The following is a 24,502-nucleotide window of genomic DNA, read 5'->3' as shown; positions in this document are numbered from 1 at the left end:
ATAGTAAAAAAAAAATCCCGACGTAGCTGGCTTTCCTGGCACCTCCAGAGTCACCCCCAAACGCCGAACATCCTTATTTACGCTCTAAATATTTACGCTCTAAATTAGTCAGACTATCCGAATTCCATTTCATCAAATTCCGAGCAAAATTCCCTTCAGCGCTAGTCGCCTACCGCAAAGCTTCCGCCTGCTCCTGAGCTGAGTAAAATGAACCGCTTTCCCCGGCGCAAACCCTTTTTGCGACCAAAGTAAACCCATCCCATCAAAGCACCGATAGCCAACGTCGTCAACAGAATACCCGCCACCACCACCAAAGAACGCGCAGAAGTCGCTACCCTCGTCAATTCTGTCTGACAAACCAGAGAACTGACAGCAAAAGCAATTTCCCCGACTAACTTTTCATTGCACTGTAGCCAATAAAACTAACGATCGCCCAATCACTATGAACGATCGCCTCAAACCGAATCGTCCATCCACCCGCACTCCGAACAATCCCAATGCACCGGGGGCGTTTCATACTTGGGGAACGGGCGTTCACACCGAGGACACCGACCAGTAAACAGTGGGTGGGTATCCAAAAGTTCTAATTGTTGCCTTGGTGTCCACCGCTGCTGTGGTTGCAGGATAAGTTCGCCGTTGTAGTAGCTTGCCCCTTCGGGTTCCCACAGTTCATCGGGTTCAGCGTTGGGGTTTTCTCGAAAGTCAATGCAAGTATTGGTGTTAGGGCCTGTGGGATGCACGGCACAGATGAGGTGTGGGTTGCGGGCGTACAAAAGACAGCGATCGCACTCAGGGACTTTGGGCATGACGGGGGTGTTGAGGTTTTGGTCTGGGTTTAGTTTGCCAAAAATTCAGGTGTTGGTGGCGAACTCTCAACTGTGTCCATTAAATTCTGATAGAAAGAGTAAATGCTCAACCTACTTGGAGAGCAACAGCCGGAAACCTTAAAACTGCCGCCACCAGTGCCACTAGCATTGCATCCAGCAGCGGTGTACCTCGACAGTTTGGGAAGCGATAGCTCGAAGGCAACGATGGGGGCAGGCAGTTCGTCTGTGCTTTTGTGTGTGAATGCGTCTGCTGTGACCATTTTCTCCCTGTAGCCTGCGATCGACTACTCGATTGAAGTTTAGGAAGCGCTAGCTGATTTTTACGCTGAATGGGTATAAGAAACTGCCGTGTTTGTCGGCAATTCATCGGCGCACTGCTAAGTCTAATGGTACTGGCAAATCATCCTGATTGGGCGCGAGGCGAAATTTTACTCAATCAACGCCGCAGGCGGACTCAATCACCCTCCTGACGAGCTAACGCTGCCGCTGCACGTGGTGATGGGAACGTTTGTGAAGCTGGTAGGTTCCGATTACCCTCATTTTATTGGTCAAACCATGCCCATAAGTCTAATTACCCCGGCGTTGATTGTTGGTTTCTGCGTTGCCTTTGTTGGATGCTCTATGCTGGCTAAAATCGAACCCCTTGCTTTCAGGGCATGGGTAGGCGCGATGCTGCAAAGTCTCATCGAAGCAGTCTTGACAATGGCGATCGCATCAAAACTTTGATAGTTACTCTCTAAGCCGCACCGCCCACAACATCATCACCACAACCTAAATCAGAACCCAAGGAGTCAATTATGAGCAAGCTGCAAGAAGCCTCAGAGAAAGAAGCGACTGTCAGATTTACCGTTGATATGTCGGAATCGCTGCACCGCAAGCTGTCGATGTTAGCAGCTAGAACTCGGCGCAAGAAAGTTGATATCGTGCGGATGTTGCTGGAGGATGGGCTTAAGGATGTGGAGGAGTAGAACTTTGTTCAGCAATTCATTCAGCAATGCAGTAATTCATTTTGCCCGATCTCCTTGTAGTTATTTGTTAACTGACCGTAGAGTTTTTCAGCTTTAGCGTAAGTTTCTGCACGATTGCTCATTTCACCTCGCTTATATCAGCTTCGCTAGTTTTAGGCCTGCTTTCTGTTCTTGTTCAGAAAATTTGCTTAAACTATCGGTAAATGTGTCGGCAATTAGGAAATCCATTGGCTACTCCCATTTTAGCTGGTTGATTGACTAATCTGTTTTCTTCTTCTTTGTCACTTTTGCTATTTTCTCAGGTGTAATTTTACTCATATAGTCATCAACTTTAGAATTACTATTAATAATTGGTTCCTCAATAGTAACCGTATTTTCAGTAGACCATAAGCTTAAGCTCTCTTCGCAAATAATTTTAAGATTCACAATGTTTTTATCGATAGTTATTGCAGGTTTATATTCTGAGAGGAATTCCTCAATACTTGTAATATTTTTTTTAGAGTTTGTGACAATAGTTGCATAATAGCAAGAATATTTTTTTTCTTTTTCAGTCAGATTTACAATATGTTTGAAATTTGTAAAACAATCATTTTGCTGAAAACAATAATATCCATTTTCCAAAGTGGGGAAATTTAATTCAGGTGCTATTCTAGGAAGCCGACCGCTTCTATCTATAGCACCTTCAAAGAGGCAACCTGAATTTGGGTTAATAGAATTTCGCAAAAATAAAAATATTTTTCTACTATTATTAATATTTTCAGGATTATCGTGATCAAAAAGCAGATGAAAGACTATTTTAGTATTTATAGTTAAATCTGTGGATATATTTTTCTCGTCTAACTTAGAGTCAAGATATAACCAAGAATTTTCTTGCCTTTGAACATTTTTATATACTTCTTCTAATTCAGAATTAACTTTATGACATTCATGTTTGATCTTAACAAGCAAGTCTTTTACTTGTTGATATATTATCTCATTCCTATCAACTAAAATCTCAACGGATGTTTCAATGTTGATGCCAGACAGCGCTCTATTAGTCCAATTATGACTACCTATCCAAATACTTGCTTTTTTATCAGGAAGGTCAAACAAAAGAATCTTAGAATGCAAGAGATGATTTGCCATATATGAAGTCTGCTCTTGGCTATTATCTTTAACTAAAGACTTAGTATAGAAATATATATTATTATTTGTGCTGTCTGCAATTTTACATACCTCAGTAATATTTGTTGGATGAGATATATCAATACAAGCGAATGAATCTTTCTTAGTTAAGAGCTTTACTAAATCAGAAGAAAAATATGTCTCGCTTATTGTCCAATATGCCACAGACATTTGAAGGCACTCAGCTTGATGAATAAGCTCATTTAATCTTGGCTTTACGCTTTTATGTAATGTTGTACTATATAAGTTAGTTTGACTCAACATACTGATTCTCCTAAATTTATTAAATTTCAAGCTATACTAAACACTTTCATTAAATGTATAACTTAATAGTATTTCGGCATTTATATTATCACTCTTTACTGCATTACTGCATGAATCCGCAACAATTTGTAACACCTCAAGTAAAAAGCATTACCCTACATTGCGCTAACAAACAAAACCGTGACTTTCGCTAGGGGAAAAACACGACGGATCGCGCTTTTCATTTCCCAAAGGGTTGCCAGCATTACTTATTGAATAGCGATCGCAATAGTGATTAGCTCATCGCTGTTTAGGCGCTCGCATCTCGCTCAACATCACTCAGCATTTTGGGTTCCATCTCATACAAGTCATTCAGCACAGCCTTAACGTTGGCAAATTGAAAATACTCTGTCAGTTTACCAATGCGGTAATTAAACGCTTTGTACCGGTGTTTAAAGTACAGTTCCACATTCCCCCGGTGTTCCCACAATCCCAGCAAATTAACAGCCACATCCGAGTAATGCGCTCTGACATCCCGCTGCACCTCGGCGATTCGTTCTTCAATTGATCGAGTAGTAATGCCAATTTTGTAGAAAATGTTGCCATCCGCTTTTACTTCAAGGAAATAGAGCGAATTCACCAGAATCCGACGAAGCTGCGCTCGATAAATCAGCAAATCAGCCCGTCGTTCTTCCAAACAAGATAACCCCGCAGCTTCCGCAATCTCTACAGAACCTTCCAACGAAGCCAGCTCCGACAGCAGCAGCGGTTCTTGGACTTGGTTGAACAACGCCAGGGGAAGCGCGCCGACGGGGATTTTACCCAAGTCGGTAAATTGATAAGAGCGATCGCCCGACGACTCCACCAATCCTTTGAGTTCCCACCGAAAGTTTATCAAGTCTTTGGGAATGGCGTAATTTTTGGTCCCGTACTCTTTCCACAGCACTTTCAACTGTTCCAATTCCTCACCCTTGAGTTCGATGTTGAAATGCTCGTAGAGGGGAAGCGAGGGAAATGCTTTGGTTTTAATCCGCTGCGAAACGGGCTTGCAAGTTTCCCCGGTGTGGGCGAAGTGATGTTCTTTCACGTTCCCCTTTTTTGCTGTCAATCCGCCTCCGCAGTAAAGACAAGCAAGGTTAGTTTTTCCGCGCACAACTTCATCTATGCTCACCAAGTTACCGTCGGGAGCAACACCAAATTTTAGCCACATTGTCAACAATTCTCCTTTGAGCCGGTTTTTGGAGATGCACCTGCTCCACACGATGGCTTACGCCCCGCTTCGCTACGAGAATTGTAACAAATCCAGGGGTTAGGGCTTCTGCCTTGGGAAAGAAAGCGATCGGCACTCGATGCTCTTGATGCGTGACTTTAATCCTTGCATCCAAAATCCAAAATCTAAAATCTAAAATCTAAAATTGCTCGTCACCACTCGGGAATTTCTTCAGGCTCCGAGTCTGATAGGCCTTGTGACAGTTGCTCTCTTGGTAACGGCACAGCAGACAATTCATCCTCTACAGGGGAAAATGTAGGTTTCCCCGTGTAGGAAAGCATGGAAAGTGAAGCGATCGCTCCTTTGACTTGATCCGGCTTCACCTCTAAGTAATGCTGCAACTGTTCGAGGTTGCTGTGACCGCTGATTTCTTGAATAATCCGCAGCGGAATTCCGGCGTTACTCATCTGAGTCAGGGCCGTGCGTCGGAAGCTGTGGGTGGAGGCTCCCTCGATGCCGGTTCGCTCGAACGCTTCTCTCAAAATCTGATCCGCTGAGTTGGTGTGCAGATGCTTCCAATGGTGGGAAGGGTGGCGGCCGGGGAATAAATAAGTCTGACCCGCGTTAGGTTTCCAAGATGTTAGGAGACTTCGCAAATCTTCAATGACTGGAATCGTTCTGGTTTGGAGTTGACCTTTGGTGTTGCGCTTGCGGAAGTTGATTGTAGGTCGGACTGTACCTCTGGCAGTGTAAATATCGATGACTTCTAGGGAACAAGCTTCGGCAATCCGGCAAGCGGTGTAGAGACAAACGCCGAACAGGGTGCGATCGCGAGCGGTTTGCAAACCTTTGTTGAACAAAAGCTCGATTTCCTGTTGCGTGAGTATCTTAGCCTGGCCGTGCCGTTCTATCTTCATCTTGGTAAACTTGACCCAATACCACAGAGTTTGCCGCAAATACTGCATTGCTGCATCGGTTGGGGGGATTTCTTAACGTGGTAGTCTGGGCGATGGCGATCGGTTAGCGGAGAGCGCTCGATCATGTCCGTACCAAGCGTGTGGTGGTTTGAGAGTTTGTCTAATGCGGTTGAGTGATGATGAGACAAGTGCTGGCTGGTGAGCGATCGTAAATTCCGAAGGCGGTCAGTTTTAGTCTGAACTTTCCCCTGCAAATATTACTTGCATAGACGAGCGAAGTTTTCGAGTACAAAGATTTTAATTGAAGTACAAGCAGCAGATAGATTTTGGGTGCATATCTCCAGCAAAACCATATCCAAGCTAAACTGATAATCGCCCAAATTTTTAGAATTATCTATGGGACAAGAAAGCGCAATATGATATCTGGGGAAATCAAAAGTCAAATAGATAAAATCTGGGATGCCTTCTGGTCTGGTGGTATCTCCAATCCCCTCGAAGTCATCGAGCAGATTACTTATCTGCTGTTTCTGCGTCGTCTCGACGATTTACATACTCTCGAAGAAAACAAAGCTAATCGGCTCAAGCGCCCAATGGAACGCCGGATTTTCCCAGAAGGGGAAGATATCAAAAAACGCTCCTACGAGGATTTGCGTTGGTCGAGGTTCAAGAATTTTGCACCGAAGGAGATGTTTGAGGTCGTCAACGATCATGTTTTCCCTTTCCTGCGGACTTTGGGAGGGGATGATTCGACTTACGCGCACCACATGAAGGATGCCCGCTTCACAATTCCGACACCGGCCCTGCTTTCTAAAGTGGTGGATTTGCTGGATGGTGTACCGATGGAAGACAGGGACACTAAAGGCGACCTTTACGAATATATGTTGGGCAAGATTGCCTCCGCTGGACAAAACGGACAGTTTCGCACACCGCGCCACGTTATTCAGTTGATGGTGGAACTGACTGCACCCAGCCCAGGCGATGTGATTTGCGATCCAGCTAGTGGAACTTGCGGTTTTCTGGTGGCTGCTAATGAATATCTGCGATCGCATCACCCGGAAATTCTGCGCGATACCAAGATGAAGCAACATTTCCACTATAAGATGTTTCATGGGTTCGACTTTGACAATACCATGCTGCGGATTGGCAGTATGAATATGCTTTTGCATGGCGTAGAAAACCCGGATGTGCGCTATCAGGATTCGCTGGCACAGGAACATTCTGGTGATGAAGAATCTTATAGCCTTGTCCTGGCTAATCCACCCTTTGCTGGTTCGTTGGACTATGAGAACACGGCTAAGGACTTGCAGGCGATCGTCAAAACCAAGAAGACTGAATTACTATTTTTGGCTCTGTTTTTGAGATTGCTGAAGCCAGGGGGACGGGCAGCGGTGATTGTGCCGGATGGGGTGCTTTTTGGTTCTTCTAAGGCTCATAAGGAATTGCGACGCTTGTTGATAGAGGAACAGAAACTCGATGCTGTAATCTCTCTGCCTGGTGGTGTATTTAAGCCTTATGCGGGTGTTTCTACTGCGATTTTACTATTTACTAAAACTAACTCTGGTGGGACTGATTTGGTTTGGTTCTACAATGTGAATGCTGACGGCTGGAGTTTGGACGATAAAAGAGCGCCTTTGCTTTCTGAAGATAAATTGGGTGCTGTGCCTACTGAGACGCTAACAGCAGAGGAATATACTAAGAATAATCTGCCGGATGTGTTGGCTCGTTGGCGACTGCGGAATAGTACGGAACGAGAGCGGACTCGCAGTGCTCAGAGTTTTTGTGTACCCAAGGCTGATATTGCGGCTCAGGGGTATGACCTTAGCTTGAATCGTTATAAGGAAGTGGTGCATGAAGAGGTGGAACATCGCGCACCCAAAGATATCCTTGCTAATTTGGCAAAGTTAGAGGTAGAAATTCAGCAGGGGATGGAGAAATTGGAGGGGCTATTGGGATGAAGATTGGTGATTTATGTGAGGTTGTTCGCGGGAGTAGCCCCCGCCCCAAAAGTGACCCTCGCTACTACCAGGGAACCGTACCTCGTTTAATGGTGGCTGATCTTACACGTGATGGGAAAATAGTCTCAGCTCGCATTGATTCGCTAACTGAACTTGGTGCAAAACAAAGCCGCCTAATGCAACAAGGTGATATGGTAATTGCAGTGAGTGGCGCACCAGGATTACCAGCAATTCTTGCTCATGAGGCGTGTATTCATGATGGATTCGTAGGGTTGCGAAATTTAAACTTGAAGCGTGTCTGTCCCAACTTCTTATATAGCTACTTGACATTTATTAGGACAACTAGCCAAAGCCAAGCAGTCGGTGCAATTTTCAAGAATCTAACAACTGACCAGATAAAAAAAATAGATATACCAGAACTGCCATTGGAAGAACAGCGGCGGATTGCAGAGATACTCGATCGCGCCGAAGAACTCAGGTCTAAACGTCGGGAAGCGATCGCAGAACTCGACACCCTCACCCAAGCCATCTTTCTAGAAATGTTCGGCGATCCTGCGACAAATCCGAAGGGGTGGACAGTTTCAAAGCTTGGGGATATTGCAGAAAAGATTACTGATGGAGAACATCAAACGCCTAAAAGAACATTACAGGGCATCAAATTGTTATCGGCTCGCAATGTACAAAATGGCTACATTGACGTTAGAGATGTTGATTATGTCAGTATTGAAGAGTATGAACGAATAATGAAGCGATGTAACCCTGTAAGAGGTGACATACTACTTTCTTGCTCTGGGACAATTGGGCGTGTAACAACTGTTGACACTGATGAGCCTTTCTCGCTTGTTCGTAGCGTTGCCTTATTAAAGCTGAAGCATGATTTAATAAATTCTAAATTTCTTGAGTATTTTCTAAGAACACCTGCTTTACACGCGAAAATGCAACAGAGAGCGAATGCTTCCAGTCAAGCCAATCTATTTCAAAACCAGATTCGTGAACTACCTGCTTTTATTCCTCCTCTCAAGCTCCAACAGCAATTCGCACACCGCATCCAAGCCGTAGAAAAACTCAAAACCGCTCACCATGCCTCGCTGTCAGAACTTGATGCCCTCTTTGCTTCCCTTCAACACCGTGCATTTAGAGGAGAGTTATAACATGAACGCCATGCTGACAGAATTTACCCTCGCTAACTTCAAAAGTTACAGCATAAGCCGATTGCCTCTTGGATCGCTGACAGTGCTAATAGGTGCAAACGCCACAGGCAAAAGTAACGCTTTTGGAGGTTTACGCTTTCTGTCATGGCTGCCACAAGGTCAAAAACTTGATATATTGGAGGGAATTGACCAATTCCCTGATGAAGCTGGCAAAAATAAAGCTCCTAATAAACAAGAAGGAACAAGTTTCTGTGATCTTAGCATCATTAAGGAATTTTATAAGTCTTGTAATATTTTCTCCATGAGTGAAGTTTTTATCTGGTCACTAGACAGCGATTTACAGAACTATCACCAAATGCCTAGATAAATATATGAGCCAGTTTACTTTCCTCCAAGCTGAATTCCCTACAATTTATGAATCCGCCAAGAAAGCAGTTGATGCAGTACATCCAGACCCTCGCACTGCCTGCTTTTATGCCCGTCGAACTTTGGAGTTAACCGTTAATTGGTTATATAAGTACGATAATTCCCTAGAACTGCCATATCAAGATAATTTAAGCGCCTTGGTTCACGAACCTACTTTTAAAAACTTAGTAAGTGAAGCAATATTTAACAAAGCAAGAGTCATTATCAAACTAGGAAATCTGGCAGTCCACAGCGCCAGACCTATCTCTGTTAATGATGCTATAAATGCTGTACGGGAGTTGTTTCACGTTACATATTGGTTAGCACACACCTATGGACGCACTAGCAAACCCAATGCGGGGCTTACCTTCAACTCTGACGCATTGCCCAAGACTGCACCAGTTCCTAAGCAAACCATTGAACAACTTCAGAAACTAGAAACTCAACTACGCGATCGCGATGAAAAGCTCTCAACACTTCTAGCAGACAAAAATGCAATTGATGAAGAACTGAAACAACTACGGGCAGAATTGGCAGCAGTCAAGGAAGCCAGTGTCACCCAGCCAGATACCCACGACTATTCTGAGGCACAAACCCGCGATATTTTTATAGACCTTTTGTTAAAAGAAGCCGGATGGAACTTAGATCAACAACGCGATCGCGAGTTTCCGGTTGCAGGGATGCCCAATTCATCAGGTCAAGGTTTTGTTGATTACGTCCTCTGGGGCGATGATGGTAAACCTCTGGCACTCGTAGAAGCCAAGCGCACCCGAAACGACCCCCGCATCGGGCAACAACAGGCTAAGCTATATGCTGATTGCCTAGAAAACCAATTTAATCAGCGTCCAGTTATTTTCTACTCTAACGGTTACGAGCATTGGCTGTGGGATGATACCAATTACCCACCGCGACAGGTGCAAGGATTTTATAAAAAAACTGAATTACAATTACTTATACAGCGCCGAGCTACCCGTAAATCTTTAGCAACAGGCACAATTAACTCCACCATTGCCGAACGCTATTATCAAACTCGTGCCATCCGTCACATTACCGAAGCTTTAGAGACTGATAAAGACCGCAAAGCCCTGATAGTTATGGCGACTGGTGCAGGCAAAACCAGAACCGCGATCGCCTTAGTCGATCTACTGATGCGTTGTAACTGGGCTAAACGGGTTCTATTTCTAGCAGATCGTGTAGCTTTGGTAAATCAGGCAATCAATGTATTTAAGAAACATCTCCCCGATGCCGCGCCAGTAAACTTAGTCACAGAAAAAGATACTGAAGGACGGGTATTTGCTTGCACCTATCCGACCATGATGGGATTAATTAATGATACCCGCGACGGTCAGCGTCGTTTTGGCGTAGGGCATTTTGACCTAATTATTATTGATGAAGCTCACCGATCTGTTTTTCAGAAATACCGCACAATTTTCAACTACTTTGATTCTGTCCTGCTAGGGCTAACCGCTACACCAAAGGATGAAATTGACCGCAACACTTACGGGCTCTTTGACTTAGAAAATGGCGTACCTACCGATGCTTACTCGCTTGAAGATGCCGTAAAGGATGGTTATCTAGTCCCGCTTAAAGCAGTATCAGTGCCGCTTAAGTTCCAGCGACAAGGCATTAATTATGGTGAACTCTCTGAATCCGAAAGAGAAGAATGGGATGCGCTTGAATGGGATGACGAAGGCAAAGCCCCTGAGCGCGTAGAAGCCGAAGCAGTCAACAAGTGGTTATTCAATAAGGATACCGTGGATAAGGTGCTAGAGCATCTGATGACTAGGGGATTAAAGGTTGCTGGGGGCGATCGTCTCGGCAAAACCATTATTTTCGCTAAAAATCAAGATCATGCAGAATTTATTGCTGAGCGGTTCAACGTCAACTACCCCCACTTTAAAGGTGAGTTTGCCCGCGTCATTACCTTCAAAACCTCCTATGCTCAAAGCCTGATTGATAACTTTTCCCAAAAAGATAAAGAACCTCATATCGCAATCTCAGTGGATATGCTCGACACAGGGATTGACGTGCCAGAGGTAGTTAATCTGGTGCTGTTCAAAATTGTTCGCTCCAAAACTAAGTTCTGGCAGATGATAGGACGAGGTACGAGGCTATGTCCTGACCTATTTGGGCTAGGGCAAGATAAAGAATTTTTTTATCTGTTTGATTATTGCCAAAATTTAGAGTTTTTTCAACAAAACTCAGCGACTGTTAATGCACCAATAACTAAATCATTGGGTCAGCAACTGTTTACCGCTCGATTAGAGTTGATCGGAGAGTTAGATAAAAGAATACCTGAAAATCAACCAATTAATTCAGCACAACTGAGCAAGCTTCAAGAGTATCAAGCTGCCTCTAAAGAACCCAAGACTGATGCTGAATTGCGCCAGGAACTAGCCTATTTACTCAATACCGAAGTGGCGGCTATGAATCCTGAAAACTTCATAGTGCGACCTAAACAACGATTTGTAGAGAAATATGCTAATTCCGCAGCATGGGCGTCGCTATCGATCGATGATTTTCTTGAACTTAGTCAAGAAATAGCGGGTTTACCTTCCCAATTGCAAACAGAAACAGAAGAAATAAAAAGATTTGATGTTCTGATGCTGAAGTTACAATTAGCAATCCTGCGCTCTGACTCTACGTTTAAGCGTTTACAAGAACAGGTGAAGTCACTTGCAGGATTGCTAGAGGAGAAATCTGCCATTCCCTTCGTGCAAGAACAATTAGCGCTGATTCAGGAGGTACAAACCGATGAGTGGTGGCAAGATGTGACATTACCAATGCTGGAGGTGTTACGCAAACGCCTACGGGGGTTAATAAAGCTGATTGAGAAACAAAAACGCCAACCTATTTACACCGACTTTGAGGATGTGATGGGGGATGAGATAATAGTAGAGTTGCCTGGTTTTACAGCATTAGATAATTTTGAGAAGTTCCGTGCTAAAACAAGGGCTTTTTTGCGATCGCATCAAGATCATGTGGTCATTTTTAAGCTGCGGACTAACAAACAGCTCACTCCATCCGATTTATCTGAGTTAGAGAAGATATTACTAGAGAACAAATTAGGCGTAGAGGAGGATATAGACCGTGCTAAAGAAGAGTCGCATGGGTTAGGCTTATTCGTCCGTTCCTTAGTAGGACTCGATCGAGAGGTAGCCAAGCAGGAACTAGCGAAGTTTATAGCTGGTAAAAATCTTAACTCCAATCAAATTGAATTTGTGGATATGATTGTGAATCACCTAACCGAACATGGCGCAATGGATGCAGCAATCCTTTATGAATCCCCATTTACCGACATTACGCCACAGGGGCCAGACGGATTATTTACTTCGACTCAGCTAGATGAATTATTTTCTATTCTTGAAGAAGTTTCTACACGGGCTGCAGCATAAGGCACAGCAGTAAAACCTGGGGCGTTACAAATAATCTGAGTTGAAGCACAATTATGATTGCAGTGAACCCTGGCTTTTTGTGCTGAGGAACGCGCAGACTGGCATTTTTTCCCGCTCTTGGCTGTTTAAACCGAAGACAACCAGCGTTCTTCTTGCCGATACCGAGAATAACCGCCGCTGCTAAAAGTAACAAAAACCGGATTTTTAGTATTGCATTCTAAAAAAATATACGTCCAAGTTGACCCAGCCCAAACAACCTCATCTACTTCATAAATCTGTCGCGACCCTTGGGAGTTGTAGATGCCCACTCTTTGCCCTTTCTGGAATTTTGCGCTTTCTTTCATCGAACGAACTTGTCGGTTAGGCATGAAATCGGTACGCCTCTAATCGCAATTGCCGGGGAACGTCAAAAAACTCTCGGCTCCAGGTCTGATTAACTGGTGCGATAGCCCAGCCGCCGACCTCCGACATCGCTTTCGATTTATTCTGAATCCTTCAAAAACAAAGAATATGCAACAGTCTCGAAAAATTGCGCCTTTCAGACCCGTTGCATATTTCTAGCTCAATGATATGCTGAATCGCTGCTAAAAGTCAATACCTCGTCGGCAAAGATGCAAACCCCATAATTCTCCGAACATAGTTTAGGCAAGTTTGCTTAGTCCAGCTATCACAATCTTTGCCAAATCGTCGGTCAGTCTAAGAAATCCGTTCTTGAGTCCCCAGTCATGGATCTTAGTTGGCAGTAAGAATCCGTGAGCCGAAGCATTTCTGAGAGCTTTCGCCAGTTTGTATGCCTCACACCAGGAATCTACAGATTGGGATTGAACCAGCCACCGATCGATCGCTTTCCGATCTCCTGAAGTTACTCCCAGGAATTCGGCTAATGCTCCCTCTTCCTTATCCTGCCATTTTTCAAGCTTTGGTTTACCTCTAGGCGGCTCTATTGGTTTGTAGTCGGGCAGGACGCATTTTTCCAGAAATCTTTCATACATCTCCTTCTCAACTTGCCTGTTCCACTTGTCCATCATTAAAGCTTTAGATGCAATCTCAAAACCGCTGTAGGCGATTACCAGCCTCCACTGATGTCCCCGCAGCTTATCATTGACGCTGCGGGTTTCGCTTTGACCGATGGCAGGATTTTGCCATTCGATCGCTGCTTGAACTAAAGCCTTTCCTCTAGATAAAGCTTTAATAACTCGGTCAATATGTTGCGAACTGTTGGCGTGTTCGGAATTAAAATAGGAAAGTTTTTCCTGGATGCAATCGCATTTAGCTGCATCGGTCAACCAAGACTTATCTGGTTCCAAGACATTCCAAACATTTTTCCATGCCCCATTCAAATCTTCCGAAACGTTCATATCACATTTTTATGTTTATCTGTATCTGCTAAGCTTCTTAGGATATCTTGAACTATTTTCATTATCCATGCCTATGTTGTTAGAAGTCGTAGAATTTTGGTGTCAGTATTTCGCTCGAAGGAAGTTTGAGGGAGAATTTTCCTGATGGGGGCGGCTGCGTTCGAGCCAACCTGTGAGAATTTTCAGATGAAGATTGAGGGTTTGTTAAGCCTGCCACCTCTAAGATTGTCAAAACCCGTGCCAGCACTCAGCACCTAATTCTACAATTTCTGCCGTGACAGGGCGGGTGTACCGCTATTTCCCGTCTTAAAAAGGTTTTGAGTGCTTTTAGGTTTTGTTCTAATTGTCAGGCGATCCTAGTCGGTGTTGTTCTAATCGCTACCAAAAAAGGCGATCGGCTCAGGGTGCAGGGTAAGGTTAGGCAGGGAAATGCTTATATCCTGATGAATCTGTAGCAGTGTTAAGCCCTGGGTCAGGATATGAACCTATTTTGAGAGTTGTAGGAGTTCCAAATCCAAGATGGGGAAATTGATTTTCCTGAGCTAGTTGCACCGATCGCAAACTCTCTAGCCTCATCGTTTAACTGCCACCAACGAGTGAAGACAGAAAAACCCGGACTGCCACCATAGGCTATCCGGGTTTTTCCATTCAATTAGTTTCCCCAGCGAATGGGGAGTACATTCCACTGAGAGTACAACGCACATGAATGAAAGTTTCCATTCAATTAGTTTCCCCAATGAGTGGGGATTAGACCTCCTCTTCAGGTTGAAGTAGTCACAAAAATTCCTGTGTTTCCATTCAATTAGTTTCCCCAACGAGTGGGGAGTCGTGGATCAATTTTGAGGTGTGGTTCGAGTTGTGGGAAAAAGGATTCCCGTTTCCATTCAATTTGTTTCCCCAGCGAGTGGGGAGATTGGGGGTTCGGAGTTCACTATCTAGCCTATACGTTTCCATTCAATTAGTTTCCCCAACGAGTGGGGAGAACATTTACTATCTCTAATCATTAACGGGGATGTTTCCATTCAATTAGTTTCCCCAACGAGTGGGGAGCACATACATTAGCTGGAGTTACTGGTCAAGGAATTAAAATGTTTCCATTCAATTAGTTTCCCCAACGAGTGGGGAGTCTTGACTTTAATGCTGGAAATATCGAGGCATGGTTGCGTTTCCATTCAATTAGTTTCCCCAACGAGTGGGGAGTGACACACATAACAGAGAGTATCATAACGTGAAGAGAACAGTTTCCATTCAATTAGTTTCCCCAACGAGTGGGGAGGTAATCAAGACTACCAAGAAGGTTATGGATAGCCAGCTATCTAAGTTTCCATTCAATTAGTTTCCCCAACGAGTGGGGAGGTGAATCTGTTCACCTATGCAGAGGTATCCATGATGTTTCCATTCAATTAGTTTCCCCAACGAGTGGGGAGTCGCAGAAGATGTAGGTACAGATGCTGAAGAGGTATATGTTTCCATTCAATTAGTTTCCCCAACGAGTGGGGAGATTTATATGCTACTGTCTTTAGACTTTATTTTGAGGAATTGTTTCCATTCAATTAGTTTCCCCAACGAGTGGGGAGTTGCCTAACAAGCTACTCATGTTGACGCTTAATTCAGGTTTCCATTCAATTAGTTTCCCCAACGAGTGGGGAGTTTGCAGTGGTTGTACTTGGTGCTACCTTTACGACGTTTCCATTCAATTAGTTTCCCCAACGAGTGGGGAGTCAAAGAGTTTAAAGAAGAGATTAACTTACACAGCGTTTCCATTCAATTAGTTTCCCCAACGAGTGGGGAGTCCTCTATGATACACCCAAGACAGTGCAAGGTGTCTAACGGCCATTTGCGAGGCTCAGATATTTTCCCCCGAACATAAACCTGTGTTCGCTCGCGATGATTTCTGAAATCCTTGCCCAGTAAAGCTGCGAGGCTCGCGACTGAAAAAGGTCGTTTGAGCTAATTTACCGCCAGCCTCGCAACCTGAGCTAAATAATCACTGACCCAGGTGCTTTTGTCACCGGCGCTCCCACTCCCAAAACCTCTACCTGTCCCAAAGTATGGCGCGACACCGGATAAAACCGGATGCTATCCTCTTCGAGATTTACCTTTTGCTCAACTCGCGATCGCAATTCATCAAACTTAGCCCGACTGAGTACGCACTCAAAAGCGCTATACTGCACCCAAGTCCCATAACCTTCCAACAAATCATGCACTTTAGAGCGCCGTTTGTTGTCGGGAATATCGTAAATCACCACGTAGAAAAGCAACGCTTAACGAATTTGGTAAGGTTTGTAAAGCTCGGTTGGGTTGTAAACAAACTGTTTGTAGGCTTTGATTTGTTGGTTGAGCAAATCCCACTTAGGCTGCTTGCCAGAGTCAGTTTCAATTTCCTCCTCCATGCGTTCTAAAAAGGCTTTCAGGTACTTGCGCCTGCCAGTATCATTTAAAAAACACCCCCCGTTACTGTAGACAAAATCATTGCCAGCATCCACAAATCGGCGGTTGACTAAATAAGTAACTAACGAATCAATAATAGGTGCCCGAAATTCCTCAATCAAATCCGAAGCCAAAGCCGCATGGCGTTCCGTTCCCTGGTGCAAACAAGCCGAATAGGGATCTAAACCTTGCAATTCGATCAAACTCAACAAATGATTCCAGAGAACTTGATAGCCAAAACTGAGCATAGCATTAACCGGATTACCCGGAGGGCGGCGCGACCTGCCCACAAACAAAAAATCAGGATTGCTGAGACATTCTTCAAAAGCCGAAAAATACTGAGCCGCCCCCGCACCTTCCATCCCCATCAACTTCTCAATAGTTTCAGCCTCCCCAGCTTTTTTGATTAAATGTTCCAAACACTGAATTGCAAAAACAATCGCATCAGAAGCTTGTCGGCGCTGCTGCCGCATCAGGATAACGCGACTATTTTTCAGCTTAGCTTGTACGATGCGTCTGGCCACCTGCAAGCGTTCTGCAAAACACAACTGTTGCTGGTAGCGAGAAAGTTGGCGATAACCGCGTTCGATCGGCAGAATCCGCCCGTAACAGTAACCCATGCGCGAACAAGTCCTAATTGCTTGAGTTGCATAAATCGGAATTACGCACGGGTAGCCATACATCGGGTTTTTGCGACAATACTCGTTCTAGTCGTAGAAACCCCGCTCCCCCGGTTCTTTGGTTGTGATGCGTAAATCCCGATAAGGCGATTTAAGTTTGGAGGTTGTTAGGGGAAGTTGTTAGGGGCGATCGCATTTTTCAATTCCTTGTGTACGTGGGATATGAGGCTGACTTCTTTCAAAGGTAATTCTCTTGATAAGTCAAAATCTGGATCTTGCTCAGATATAAAAATTAAACAGCTTAGTACCCTTTTTTCCCAGTCTTCTGCATGGTCAGTATCCCAAGCTGCGAAAAGCTCTGGTTCTCGTAAACCTCGTAATTGATGAAAGATGGAATTTCTTTCCTCTTTCGTTATTTTGGCAACTGTTTTTATGTCAGAATTGTTATGCCATCTTCCCGGCGAAAGAGATGCTTTGAGCAATTCAAAAAGTGGCTCCCCAAACAATCCAACATTAGAGTGGTTTTTATTAAAAAATCGATCGAACCAGTATCTTAGCTGTGTTGACATATTTATATTTTCATCATGAAAATATAGTGTTCTTGGTTGGTTTGGATTAGAATCTCTAATCTGCGGTTGATATTTCCATACCGCCCATTCTCGAATTAAACCTTCTACTGCACGAAAACTGTGGAACATTGCTTCAACAGTGTTCTTTTGATCGAGTCGAACTACTGCTAAATAACCCTCTTCATAAGCAGTCCACCACCAATTTTCTTTTTTAGTGCGATCGTTAACTTTTTCAACAAGATTGCCATCTGGATGCTGCAAAACCATTTTAGCAAAATCATCAAACTTAGCAAAGTTCCATTGAATTGCGGCATCAAGCAAAATCTGAGTTTCAAAATCTAAGTAATCCTTGACTAATAATTCTACTCCTGCATAGTCATGGTTGCTGAGTAGTGCTTTAGCCTGTTCAAACTTAATCCCTTTGAGATATTCGGAACTGTCAATCGGATCGAGTGGCTTCTTCTCGTACTCATTACTAACCAGAAATTTAACTCGTTCTCCGAATCTGGCGAGACTCATAAACTGAACAGCCGAAGAAATTGCCGGAGTACCTGCCTGATGGCTGACATAGACCGTATCAGGTTCAAGTTTAATCTCCTCACTAAATGCAGTGCGGACAATTCCTAGCACATGGTTCCAGTCATCTAAACCTGGTTTATTTTTTTCAGGAGATAGATAGATGGGAATCAACTCAACATCACGAAACTCATCCTGCTCCTTAAAATAGCGTTCAAGAATCGGCTGTAATTCACAGGTATCTTGCCAATAAGGACACCTGCGATCTTCTCGCTCTTCATTGAATTTCTCAGTCTGATCCGTTACCAAAAGATAAACTTTAGTAACTTTATTACCCTGTAATTGAGTGGTAAACTGACGCAGTAAGGGGAACTCCAGATATTGCCAAACTTCTTCTGGCTGGGCTTCATAAACCTTACCTAATACTCTAGGTGAAATCCGGTAAGGTTCGTCGCTATCTTCAAGAATCTGTATTGGCTTGAATGGTAAGTTCTCACAATTTCTTTTAACAGACGATCGATCGTACCAATCATGCCAAGACTCATCACTTTTTAGCTGTACATCGCTACTGCCTGTTGTAACTATCCAAATATTCATGTTTGCCTCTCTTACCAAAGTTGGATAAAGTCGCTAGAATCTTTAAGGAATTTGAGAAAATCTTCAGTTTTTCTGACTTCTTCTTCGTTGCCAGACCGATTTGGGAATATTGTTAGCAGTTCAACGTACTCTTTTGTATTAATCAGTTCCTCACCTCGTTTTCGATAGCGTGGATACATCCGATGCCAAATACGCCCGATTTGCGTTTGGGGTTGGCGATCCTCACAGCTTGACCAACCCGTAAGTTCAGACGCTTTTATCGATTTTTTACCTTGATAAGCTCGATGAAACCAGGCGATCGCATCGCAATCACTTGCATTTTTAGCAACACGTCCCCAAACTTCTACATTTCCTTTTCGCCATGCTTCCCGAATGTTATCACTAGGGGTATTAATTGGATAGCTACTTTTTTTCAAGAAGTCTAAAGCTTTTTTTTCTACAAGTTTTTGCGTTTTATCATACAGACCATCCAGAAACTTTGTCACATCTTCCAAACTTTCTACAGGAACATACCAAGCTTTAGATGACTCGGTAAAAGTCCAATGACAACCAATCATTGGGTTAATATTTCGTCTCTGAGAATCGGTTAAATATTGTGGAAATTCCGAAGAATGAGAAAATAATCGGTGATCGACTCTTCGCCAAGACTTACCAAACCCACCTAACAACATGGCAAACTTGACGAGTTGCGTTATCCAAAGACGTAAATTATGGCGATTCTGCTCTGAAACCTTTTGCATGATTAAGAGATTAAGCGATGAATTCCCTGTTTCATAAATAGGCATTTCTATGTCCTTAACATTATCTTTATAGACATAAATATCTTCATCATATAACTCGGGAGAATTGAAGGCAATACCAAGCAACCCAATAACTGCATTTTTACCTTCAAAGCCACCCCATAATTGTTTAGTCAATCGCTCGGCTGTTATATCATCAGTTATGCCACTCAACCATCGGCGGGTATGACCGCGCAAAGCAGCTTTAAAGACATTAGGACGAAATTCTCCTACATTGTTAATTCGTTTCGAGGTTAACCCTTGTCCTTGTAAACCAATAGTCAAAAGTCTGTTACTTTTATGTGATTTTATTTGACCATATCCAGCACTAACCCTAGAACCAATTCCCCGTTCTAATGCAATTTGCCAAATTTCCCAAATACGAGTCCATTCAGGATCTTTTTCTGGAATTATTGTGCTAGAGATGCCAAAAATGAATGTTGGTTTATACAGCGAAATTTGAACTAAGGCCCTATGACTCGATCCATCCTTAACCTGCCAATCTTCTTGGGGGTGAACTACATCTACCAGGGAACTATTCAACCATTCAGCAGTTTTAGGATAGCCACCATGAAATCGGAGAATCCCAGGATGCAGTTCAGCATCCTGATGTTGGCTGCCACAGTACCTCAACTTTTCTGCTGGAGATGTGCAAGCCCTGCGGAAAGATCCTTTCATACTGGAACCAGGGAAATAAGCCCATCCTCTTTCTCCAATAACTGGACGAATTACTCCCCCATCCTGTCCGCTGTTTGTTACCATTCGCCAAGTGAAAGTGTATTCTATTGTCTGAGTATATTTGTCAAAAGTTGGTACATTATTAGCATCACAAGCTTTCTCCCATTGGTCTACCCAATCATAGGCTTGTTGTTGTGGTCGCCTCGTTTTTTTTAAATTTTCTAGTTTCTGAATTTGCGATCGCCCAGCTATTTGAGCTTGAAACATTAATGGAACATCGTTATGGTCAGACATCTATTTTTTATCCTTTAGATTTCTAGGTTTTTTGTAACGTTGAGTCCACCAAACCATACTGTCACAAAGTTCTGTAAGCACTGACAGTGCAATTTTGCGTTGATTATTGTATTGCTCAATCTCATCCTCTGAGAGTTCATCTATCGTTGGTTGAACAGCAGTAGGCTCGTTTGGATTAACCCCCTTCTCGGGTATACCGAAAGTCCAAAGTTTGTTTGCCATTGCTTTAATAGCAGTAGTAGAATTAGCATCGTTGACATTAACTGGATCGTTGGGAATAGTAATACCTGCGTCTTTCATAATTTTGCAGAAAGTTGTCCAGGTTTCTTTCCAGAAATCGGCTTTATCCTGGCTTTCTCGCTGCAGACGCAGATGTTCTCCCCAAAATCTTTCTAGCCCATAGGCAGTCGCCATGCGCATTTTATGACTTTCGCCCAATATATCGTTATTTTTTTTATCCTTTTTATCTCGGAACTTCAGCACTAAATCGTGGGCAAGGCGATCGATTTCATAGGGTTTCAAACTCATGCTTTTATCTCCTGCTGTTCAATTTTCTTAGATGCAATATTCTTCAGTGTTATTTTACAATTGCCAAAGCCGATCGACTCCAAGCCGCCCAGATATATTTCACTGCTTTCGGTGTCATTATTAAATGGTTGCCAAGATTTCGTTGCGGTATTGCGGATAGCAACGGGAAAAACCATAATCGTGCCTTCAGGTAAGGCTTCTGTATTGAAAAAACCACCAGCATCGACACGCTTTTCGTCGTCTTTCAACCGCACTCGACTCTGACGATAAAGCGCCATATCGTGAATCATGCTAATTTCATCATCTGCAACTACTACGGCTGGTAATTCTTCACCCAGCGGAAACCACGCAGACAGGTCAGTTTTGCCTTTTGTTAATTCCAGAAAGCCAAAATTGAAGAACAGCTTCTTTTTACCTTCAACGGGTAAAGTTTTTACAGTTTGAGAACCTGTATATTTGAGATTCTCAATAAAAGATGGCTTGATGTCTTTAAGCTTTGTCCCATCCTTGAGTGTCACGAATTCTCCAGCTATGCGTTGATAGCGTTTCAGAAGCTTAGGACTGCTAACCCAGACAATCGGCTGTCCTGGACAAAAGACAGGTATCCATAACACCGAAGCATACTCAAATTTGACGATCGCTTCAGTTGTCGAATCTGAAAGTTCCGAATCGGCTGAAGTCCCGTACCAAAAGTTTTCGTCAATTTCTTTTGGAGGTTCAACATTTAATTCTTTAGCTTTTTTATCCAACCAATTGAGTCGAGATATGCGATTTTCCTTGCCATTATCCAGAACTTCGACAATTTCTCGTTCCGATGCCTCGGGAATATCTATATTCCTATCTGCCAGTGTTTTCTCCAACCATGATTGACGCTTGGGGCGCATCTCAGAGCGAAAGCGACCACGCAGTGAGCTACCAGGAATGATGCCTGTCCGAGTAAATTGATCGCGAAAAATTAGATTCAAATTACCGCTTTCCTCTCCGGCTGTAGCACCTACGTGCAATGGAGCCAAAGTGTCAATAATGCCATAGCCTTTTTGATACATTACACTACTCCTTGAATTTCAACTGGTAAACACAACCCACAACCAACTTTCTTTAACAAGGATTTTTTGGTTGACAATCCTTCTTTTTCCAGCAACCTTGCTTCTGGGAACCAATCATCTGGAAACTCCCACCAAGTTTTATTTAACTCTTTTTTGAACACATACACACTACCTACCGGAACTGCATATCGCCCTCTCCCCAACTGTCCTCCTTGCCCTTGCCGTCCCGCCTCAGTTTTCCGGTTGCCCATGCGATAGCGATAGGGTACTGCTTTATCTGTCAGCATTTTCAATCCACACCTGGGAAACTCAGGATGTTTAGGATAGCGGTAGGACAATTTATTAGAACCCCAAACCCCAGGAGTAATCAGCGCACAAGCACGTTTAATTTGGTTGTCTGGGCGAAGCAATTGATTGATAGTGCTATCTAGTGTGAGGGGATGACTAGCAATCTCCACTGTGTGTCCTTCTCCACCAAAGCGATACCAACCATCTGGTAGTGCGTGGGTAGATAAATAGACTAAACAATAGTCTTCGTCCATTTGAACAGCATTCTCCAGGAACAAACCGTCTCGATCCATTACATGACGCTCATCATCTTTCATTTTGGGATGAAGAAATGAGACATACTCCCAAGGAACTTTTTTGGCTTCTTTATTTGTACGGATCGGGCGAGTTTTTCGCTTCCAAGAATCAATACTTTGCCAAAAACAGTCTGGCTCAATATCTTTCTTCTTGGGTTCTGAATTCCTTTGCCAGCATTGCTTATCATCCAGAAACCATTCGTCATCATCTTGTTTTTCAATTGAAATGATTCGATGTCTGGGTATCGGGACATAAAATGTTTCAGGCGTGTTCTTCTCAGCCCAAAATGGGCCTGCCACATATAATTTTTGAGCTAATTCATTATGCTCGGTGATACTTTCTTTTGTTACGTGATTGGTGCTGAAAAATAATCCTGATAAAGTTGCCGCATCAGGAGGAAATTTCGCACCGGATCGCCCTACTAAGTTCTCCGGTGATAAAAATGCTCCGGCACTACCATACATCAATCCCAAAGGTGAAACAGTAATTAGGTGTTGGAACATAGCTGCCATCCCACTTGAATTAGGTCATCAATCCATTGCACCACTGCAAGAGGTTTGTTATTTCCTGCAATATACTCCCAACGCTTATCATGTGGATGTTTATGACGAATCTTTTTACCTGCGTCGTCGAAGTAGTAATCGAGAAATTCAATGGCGAGATAGTCATTAACTTTCAGTTTTTCGGTTTCACTGAGCCGAATTGCATGACGCGACTTCAGTTCTGCCCAATCGTTGTAGATGTGATTCCAGTTGGCTTGATTTCCTGTATTACCATCGCGATCGCGGTATTTTTTTAAGATATCTAAATAATCCCAAGGGCAAGTCCACTCCACAAATTGACCGCTGTTAAAAACTACTCGAATCGTAAGCCGATCACGTCCCAAACTTTTTGCCCGTTTTTCGGCTTCCCGACAGTGTTGCAAAATATCTCGCTGTGGCACCTGATGCCCCGCCAAAACAAAACCTACACTATAGGTAAAATCAAGATTCAATTTCTGCTTAATTGTGTTTTGATGCTCTTTCCAGTGGTCTTCTAGAGTTAACAACCAATTTAAAGCCTCTATTGGTTTAACTTTTTCAGGTTTTTCTGGCTTTTTCATCTCCTCACTGTAAAGCACTCCGAGAAAGTCATCGCCACCAGCATAGATGACACGACCTTTACCTTGAGGAAATAAATCTTTTTTATACTGGAAACCTTTTCCCCACTCTCTCATTAGCTCACTGAAGTTTTTGAGGTCATGTTCTTGCTTGTTTCCATCATTTTCAGGGCGCGTAGCAAGTTCTTGAAGCTTATCTCCAACCTTGTCGCCATCGCCCATAAACCAGCCTGTCCAGTATCCAGCTTCACGGTGGATATCTTTGAACTCTGGGTCATCTGCTTGTTTTTTGAGTTTCTGCATCCCGATAGTATCAGCGATTTTGTCATAGGTGACTAAACGCTTGACCAATTCGGGAATACTCAGACGTTCGTTGACAGCAATATATTTCCCAATATTCTCCGGTTTAGGTTTCTCATAGTCTCTCAAGTCTTTTAGCGAGAGACTTGGTTTCCCAATTCTGTCATCTGGGTTGTCCAGCAGCCAAGACAATCGGCGATAAAAAAGTTCTTGTGACTCCTGTTCCTGTTTTGTGAGCTTTCGCCCTGGTTCTTTTGACTCTTTACCTAGTTCATGCCATGCGATCGCATCCGTTCCCGTCAAACTTGAACTTTCACCAATCCAGTTGATAGCTGTCCAATCTCGCTTTAGCTTGCGAGTCTCCAAGTCATCCATTGCCTTTTTGATGGCTTCTTTTTCAGATTCACCGTATCCCCAAAAAACTTCCCAGGTATAGCTTCCCCATCGTTCCCACTCTCCTTTTTGTCTGCCTTTTGTATCTTCTGTTTGTGACCAGTAATATTGATCTTTGGGGATACCGAGGTTGTCTTCTATCCAGACTCGGGAAATTTGCAAAATCTTTTGCCATTCTTTTAAGAGAGTATTTTGGACATCATTGCGCTCAAATTTCCCTTTAATTAGAATTCGGTTTGGCATTCCTTCTGGTATATGAGGCAATCCAGGAGAAATTACCTTAAGTCCTAAAGCATCTGCTTTTTGTACGAGCTTAGAACTCAAAAAAGATAAAATCAGCGAGGCCCCATACAAATCTCGGAGTTTGCGGGATTTCTCAATAAAGCCTTGAACCGGGGCAAAGGTGATCGCAGTGTATGCAGACATAAATTCAATTTTAAGGCGGGCAATGCCCACCTGAATGCTGCTGGTAGTC

At 43.5% G+C, this 24,502-nt stretch carries 23 protein-coding genes and 1 CRISPR repeat array; of the genes, 7 read left to right on the top strand and 16 right to left on the bottom strand.

Annotated elements, in window-relative coordinates:
* Positions 1–73 precede the first annotated feature (73 nt).
* The 3 genes from QUA54_RS34600 to QUA54_RS27720 all read right to left on the bottom strand — a co-directional run bounded on the left by QUA54_RS34600 (position 74) and on the right by QUA54_RS27720 (position 806).
* Positions 74–136: a hypothetical protein gene (locus QUA54_RS34600; protein WP_445301596.1), complete on the bottom strand. Its 63-nt coding sequence runs from the start codon at positions 134–136 to the stop codon at positions 74–76.
* Positions 137–161: 25 nt separating this feature from the next.
* On the bottom strand, positions 162–344 hold the full coding sequence (locus QUA54_RS27725; protein WP_333417516.1) for a hypothetical protein: 183 nt from the start codon (positions 342–344) through the stop codon (positions 162–164).
* 111 nt (positions 345–455) lie between these two features.
* The gene (locus QUA54_RS27720) at positions 456–806 is read right to left on the bottom strand and encodes a hypothetical protein (protein WP_333417514.1); all 351 of its coding nucleotides are present in this window, start codon (positions 804–806) and stop codon (positions 456–458) included.
* A 102-nt stretch (positions 807–908) separates the two neighbouring features.
* Here QUA54_RS27720 and QUA54_RS27715 point away from each other — a divergent pair, with 102 nt between their 5' ends.
* The 3 genes from QUA54_RS27715 (at position 909) to QUA54_RS27705 (ending at position 1,795) form a co-directional block, all read left to right on the top strand.
* A complete protein-coding gene (locus tag QUA54_RS27715; protein WP_333417512.1) occupies positions 909–1,100 on the top strand; it encodes a hypothetical protein in 192 nt (63 codons plus the stop codon).
* A gap of 282 nt (positions 1,101–1,382) precedes the next feature.
* Positions 1,383–1,553, top strand: a complete 171-nt coding sequence (locus QUA54_RS27710; RefSeq protein ID WP_333417510.1) for a hypothetical protein — start codon at positions 1,383–1,385, stop codon at positions 1,551–1,553.
* Between the two features lie 71 nt (positions 1,554–1,624).
* Positions 1,625–1,795, top strand: a complete 171-nt coding sequence (locus QUA54_RS27705; protein WP_333417508.1) for a hypothetical protein — start codon at positions 1,625–1,627, stop codon at positions 1,793–1,795.
* A 258-nt stretch (positions 1,796–2,053) separates the two neighbouring features.
* On the opposite strand, the gene QUA54_RS27700 is transcribed toward QUA54_RS27705, so the two are convergent.
* The 3 genes from QUA54_RS27700 to QUA54_RS27690 form a co-directional block, all read right to left on the bottom strand.
* Positions 2,054–3,223, bottom strand: a complete 1,170-nt coding sequence (locus QUA54_RS27700) for a hypothetical protein (protein WP_333417506.1) — start codon at positions 3,221–3,223, stop codon at positions 2,054–2,056.
* A gap of 289 nt (positions 3,224–3,512) precedes the next feature.
* Positions 3,513–4,412, bottom strand: coding sequence for a GIY-YIG nuclease family protein (locus QUA54_RS27695; RefSeq protein WP_333417505.1), 900 nt, complete (start codon positions 4,410–4,412; stop codon positions 3,513–3,515).
* A gap of 212 nt (positions 4,413–4,624) precedes the next feature.
* A complete protein-coding gene (locus tag QUA54_RS27690; protein WP_333417502.1) occupies positions 4,625–5,377 on the bottom strand; it encodes a tyrosine-type recombinase/integrase in 753 nt (250 codons plus the stop codon).
* 368 nt (positions 5,378–5,745) lie between these two features.
* On the opposite strand from QUA54_RS27690, the gene QUA54_RS27685 reads away from it, so the two are divergent.
* From QUA54_RS27685 to QUA54_RS27670, 4 genes are read left to right on the top strand one after another with little or no spacing between them, the layout of a single operon-like run.
* A complete protein-coding gene (locus QUA54_RS27685) occupies positions 5,746–7,284 on the top strand; it encodes a class I SAM-dependent DNA methyltransferase (RefSeq protein ID WP_333417500.1) in 1,539 nt (512 codons plus the stop codon).
* Positions 7,281–8,435, top strand: a complete 1,155-nt coding sequence (locus QUA54_RS27680) for a restriction endonuclease subunit S (RefSeq protein ID WP_333417498.1) — start codon at positions 7,281–7,283, stop codon at positions 8,433–8,435. The genes QUA54_RS27685 and QUA54_RS27680 overlap by 4 nt, the downstream gene beginning before the upstream one ends.
* Before the next feature lies 1 nt (position 8,436).
* Positions 8,437–8,802: an AAA family ATPase gene (locus QUA54_RS27675; protein WP_333417496.1), complete on the top strand. Its 366-nt coding sequence runs from the start codon at positions 8,437–8,439 to the stop codon at positions 8,800–8,802.
* Positions 8,803–8,806: 4 nt separating this feature from the next.
* Positions 8,807–12,235, top strand: a complete 3,429-nt coding sequence (locus QUA54_RS27670; protein WP_333417494.1) for a DEAD/DEAH box helicase family protein — start codon at positions 8,807–8,809, stop codon at positions 12,233–12,235.
* 125 nt (positions 12,236–12,360) lie between these two features.
* Here QUA54_RS27670 and QUA54_RS27665 read toward each other — a convergent pair whose 3' ends face one another.
* The 10 genes from QUA54_RS27665 to QUA54_RS27620 all read right to left on the bottom strand — a co-directional run bounded on the left by QUA54_RS27665 (position 12,361) and on the right by QUA54_RS27620 (position 24,453).
* Positions 12,361–12,603 (bottom strand): hypothetical protein, encoded by a 243-nt coding sequence (locus QUA54_RS27665; RefSeq protein ID WP_333417492.1) that lies wholly within the window; start codon positions 12,601–12,603, stop codon positions 12,361–12,363.
* A 273-nt stretch (positions 12,604–12,876) separates the two neighbouring features.
* Positions 12,877–13,593, bottom strand: coding sequence for a hypothetical protein (locus tag QUA54_RS27660; protein WP_333417490.1), 717 nt, complete (start codon positions 13,591–13,593; stop codon positions 12,877–12,879).
* A 640-nt stretch (positions 13,594–14,233) separates the two neighbouring features.
* Positions 14,234–15,385: a CRISPR direct-repeat array (repeat unit 36 nt; unit sequence GTTTCCATTCAATTAGTTTCCCCAACGAGTGGGGAG).
* Positions 15,386–15,572: 187 nt separating this feature from the next.
* On the bottom strand, positions 15,573–15,854 hold the full coding sequence (cas2, locus tag QUA54_RS27655; protein WP_333185230.1) for a CRISPR-associated endonuclease Cas2: 282 nt from the start codon (positions 15,852–15,854) through the stop codon (positions 15,573–15,575).
* 3 nt (positions 15,855–15,857) lie between these two features.
* A complete protein-coding gene (gene cas1 / locus QUA54_RS27650) occupies positions 15,858–16,706 on the bottom strand; it encodes a CRISPR-associated endonuclease Cas1 (RefSeq protein ID WP_333417488.1) in 849 nt (282 codons plus the stop codon).
* A gap of 104 nt (positions 16,707–16,810) precedes the next feature.
* On the bottom strand, positions 16,811–18,325 hold the full coding sequence (locus tag QUA54_RS27645; protein WP_333417486.1) for a hypothetical protein: 1,515 nt from the start codon (positions 18,323–18,325) through the stop codon (positions 16,811–16,813).
* Positions 18,326–18,336: 11 nt separating this feature from the next.
* Positions 18,337–20,076 (bottom strand): hypothetical protein, encoded by a 1,740-nt coding sequence (locus tag QUA54_RS27640; RefSeq protein WP_333417484.1) that lies wholly within the window; start codon positions 20,074–20,076, stop codon positions 18,337–18,339.
* A complete protein-coding gene (locus QUA54_RS27635; RefSeq protein ID WP_333417482.1) occupies positions 20,077–20,604 on the bottom strand; it encodes a hypothetical protein in 528 nt (175 codons plus the stop codon). It lies immediately after the preceding gene.
* A complete protein-coding gene (locus tag QUA54_RS27630) occupies positions 20,601–21,650 on the bottom strand; it encodes an RAMP superfamily CRISPR-associated protein (RefSeq protein ID WP_333417480.1) in 1,050 nt (349 codons plus the stop codon). Before QUA54_RS27630 ends, QUA54_RS27635 begins: the two co-directional genes overlap by 4 nt.
* Positions 21,650–22,738, bottom strand: coding sequence for a type III-B CRISPR module-associated Cmr3 family protein (locus QUA54_RS27625; RefSeq protein WP_333417478.1), 1,089 nt, complete (start codon positions 22,736–22,738; stop codon positions 21,650–21,652). Before QUA54_RS27625 ends, QUA54_RS27630 begins: the two co-directional genes overlap by 1 nt.
* Complete coding sequence (locus tag QUA54_RS27620; RefSeq protein WP_333417476.1) at positions 22,723–24,453, bottom strand: Cas10/Cmr2 second palm domain-containing protein; 1,731 nt, start codon at positions 24,451–24,453, stop codon at positions 22,723–22,725. Before QUA54_RS27620 ends, QUA54_RS27625 begins: the two co-directional genes overlap by 16 nt.
* Positions 24,454–24,502 lie beyond the last annotated feature (49 nt).

It is taken from the genome of Microcoleus sp. MOSTC5, assembly GCF_036701825.1.
Classification (GTDB): Bacteria; Cyanobacteriota; Cyanobacteriia; order Cyanobacteriales; family Microcoleaceae; genus Microcoleus; species Microcoleus asticus.
This window is presented reverse-complemented; position numbering and strand designations above follow the sequence as displayed.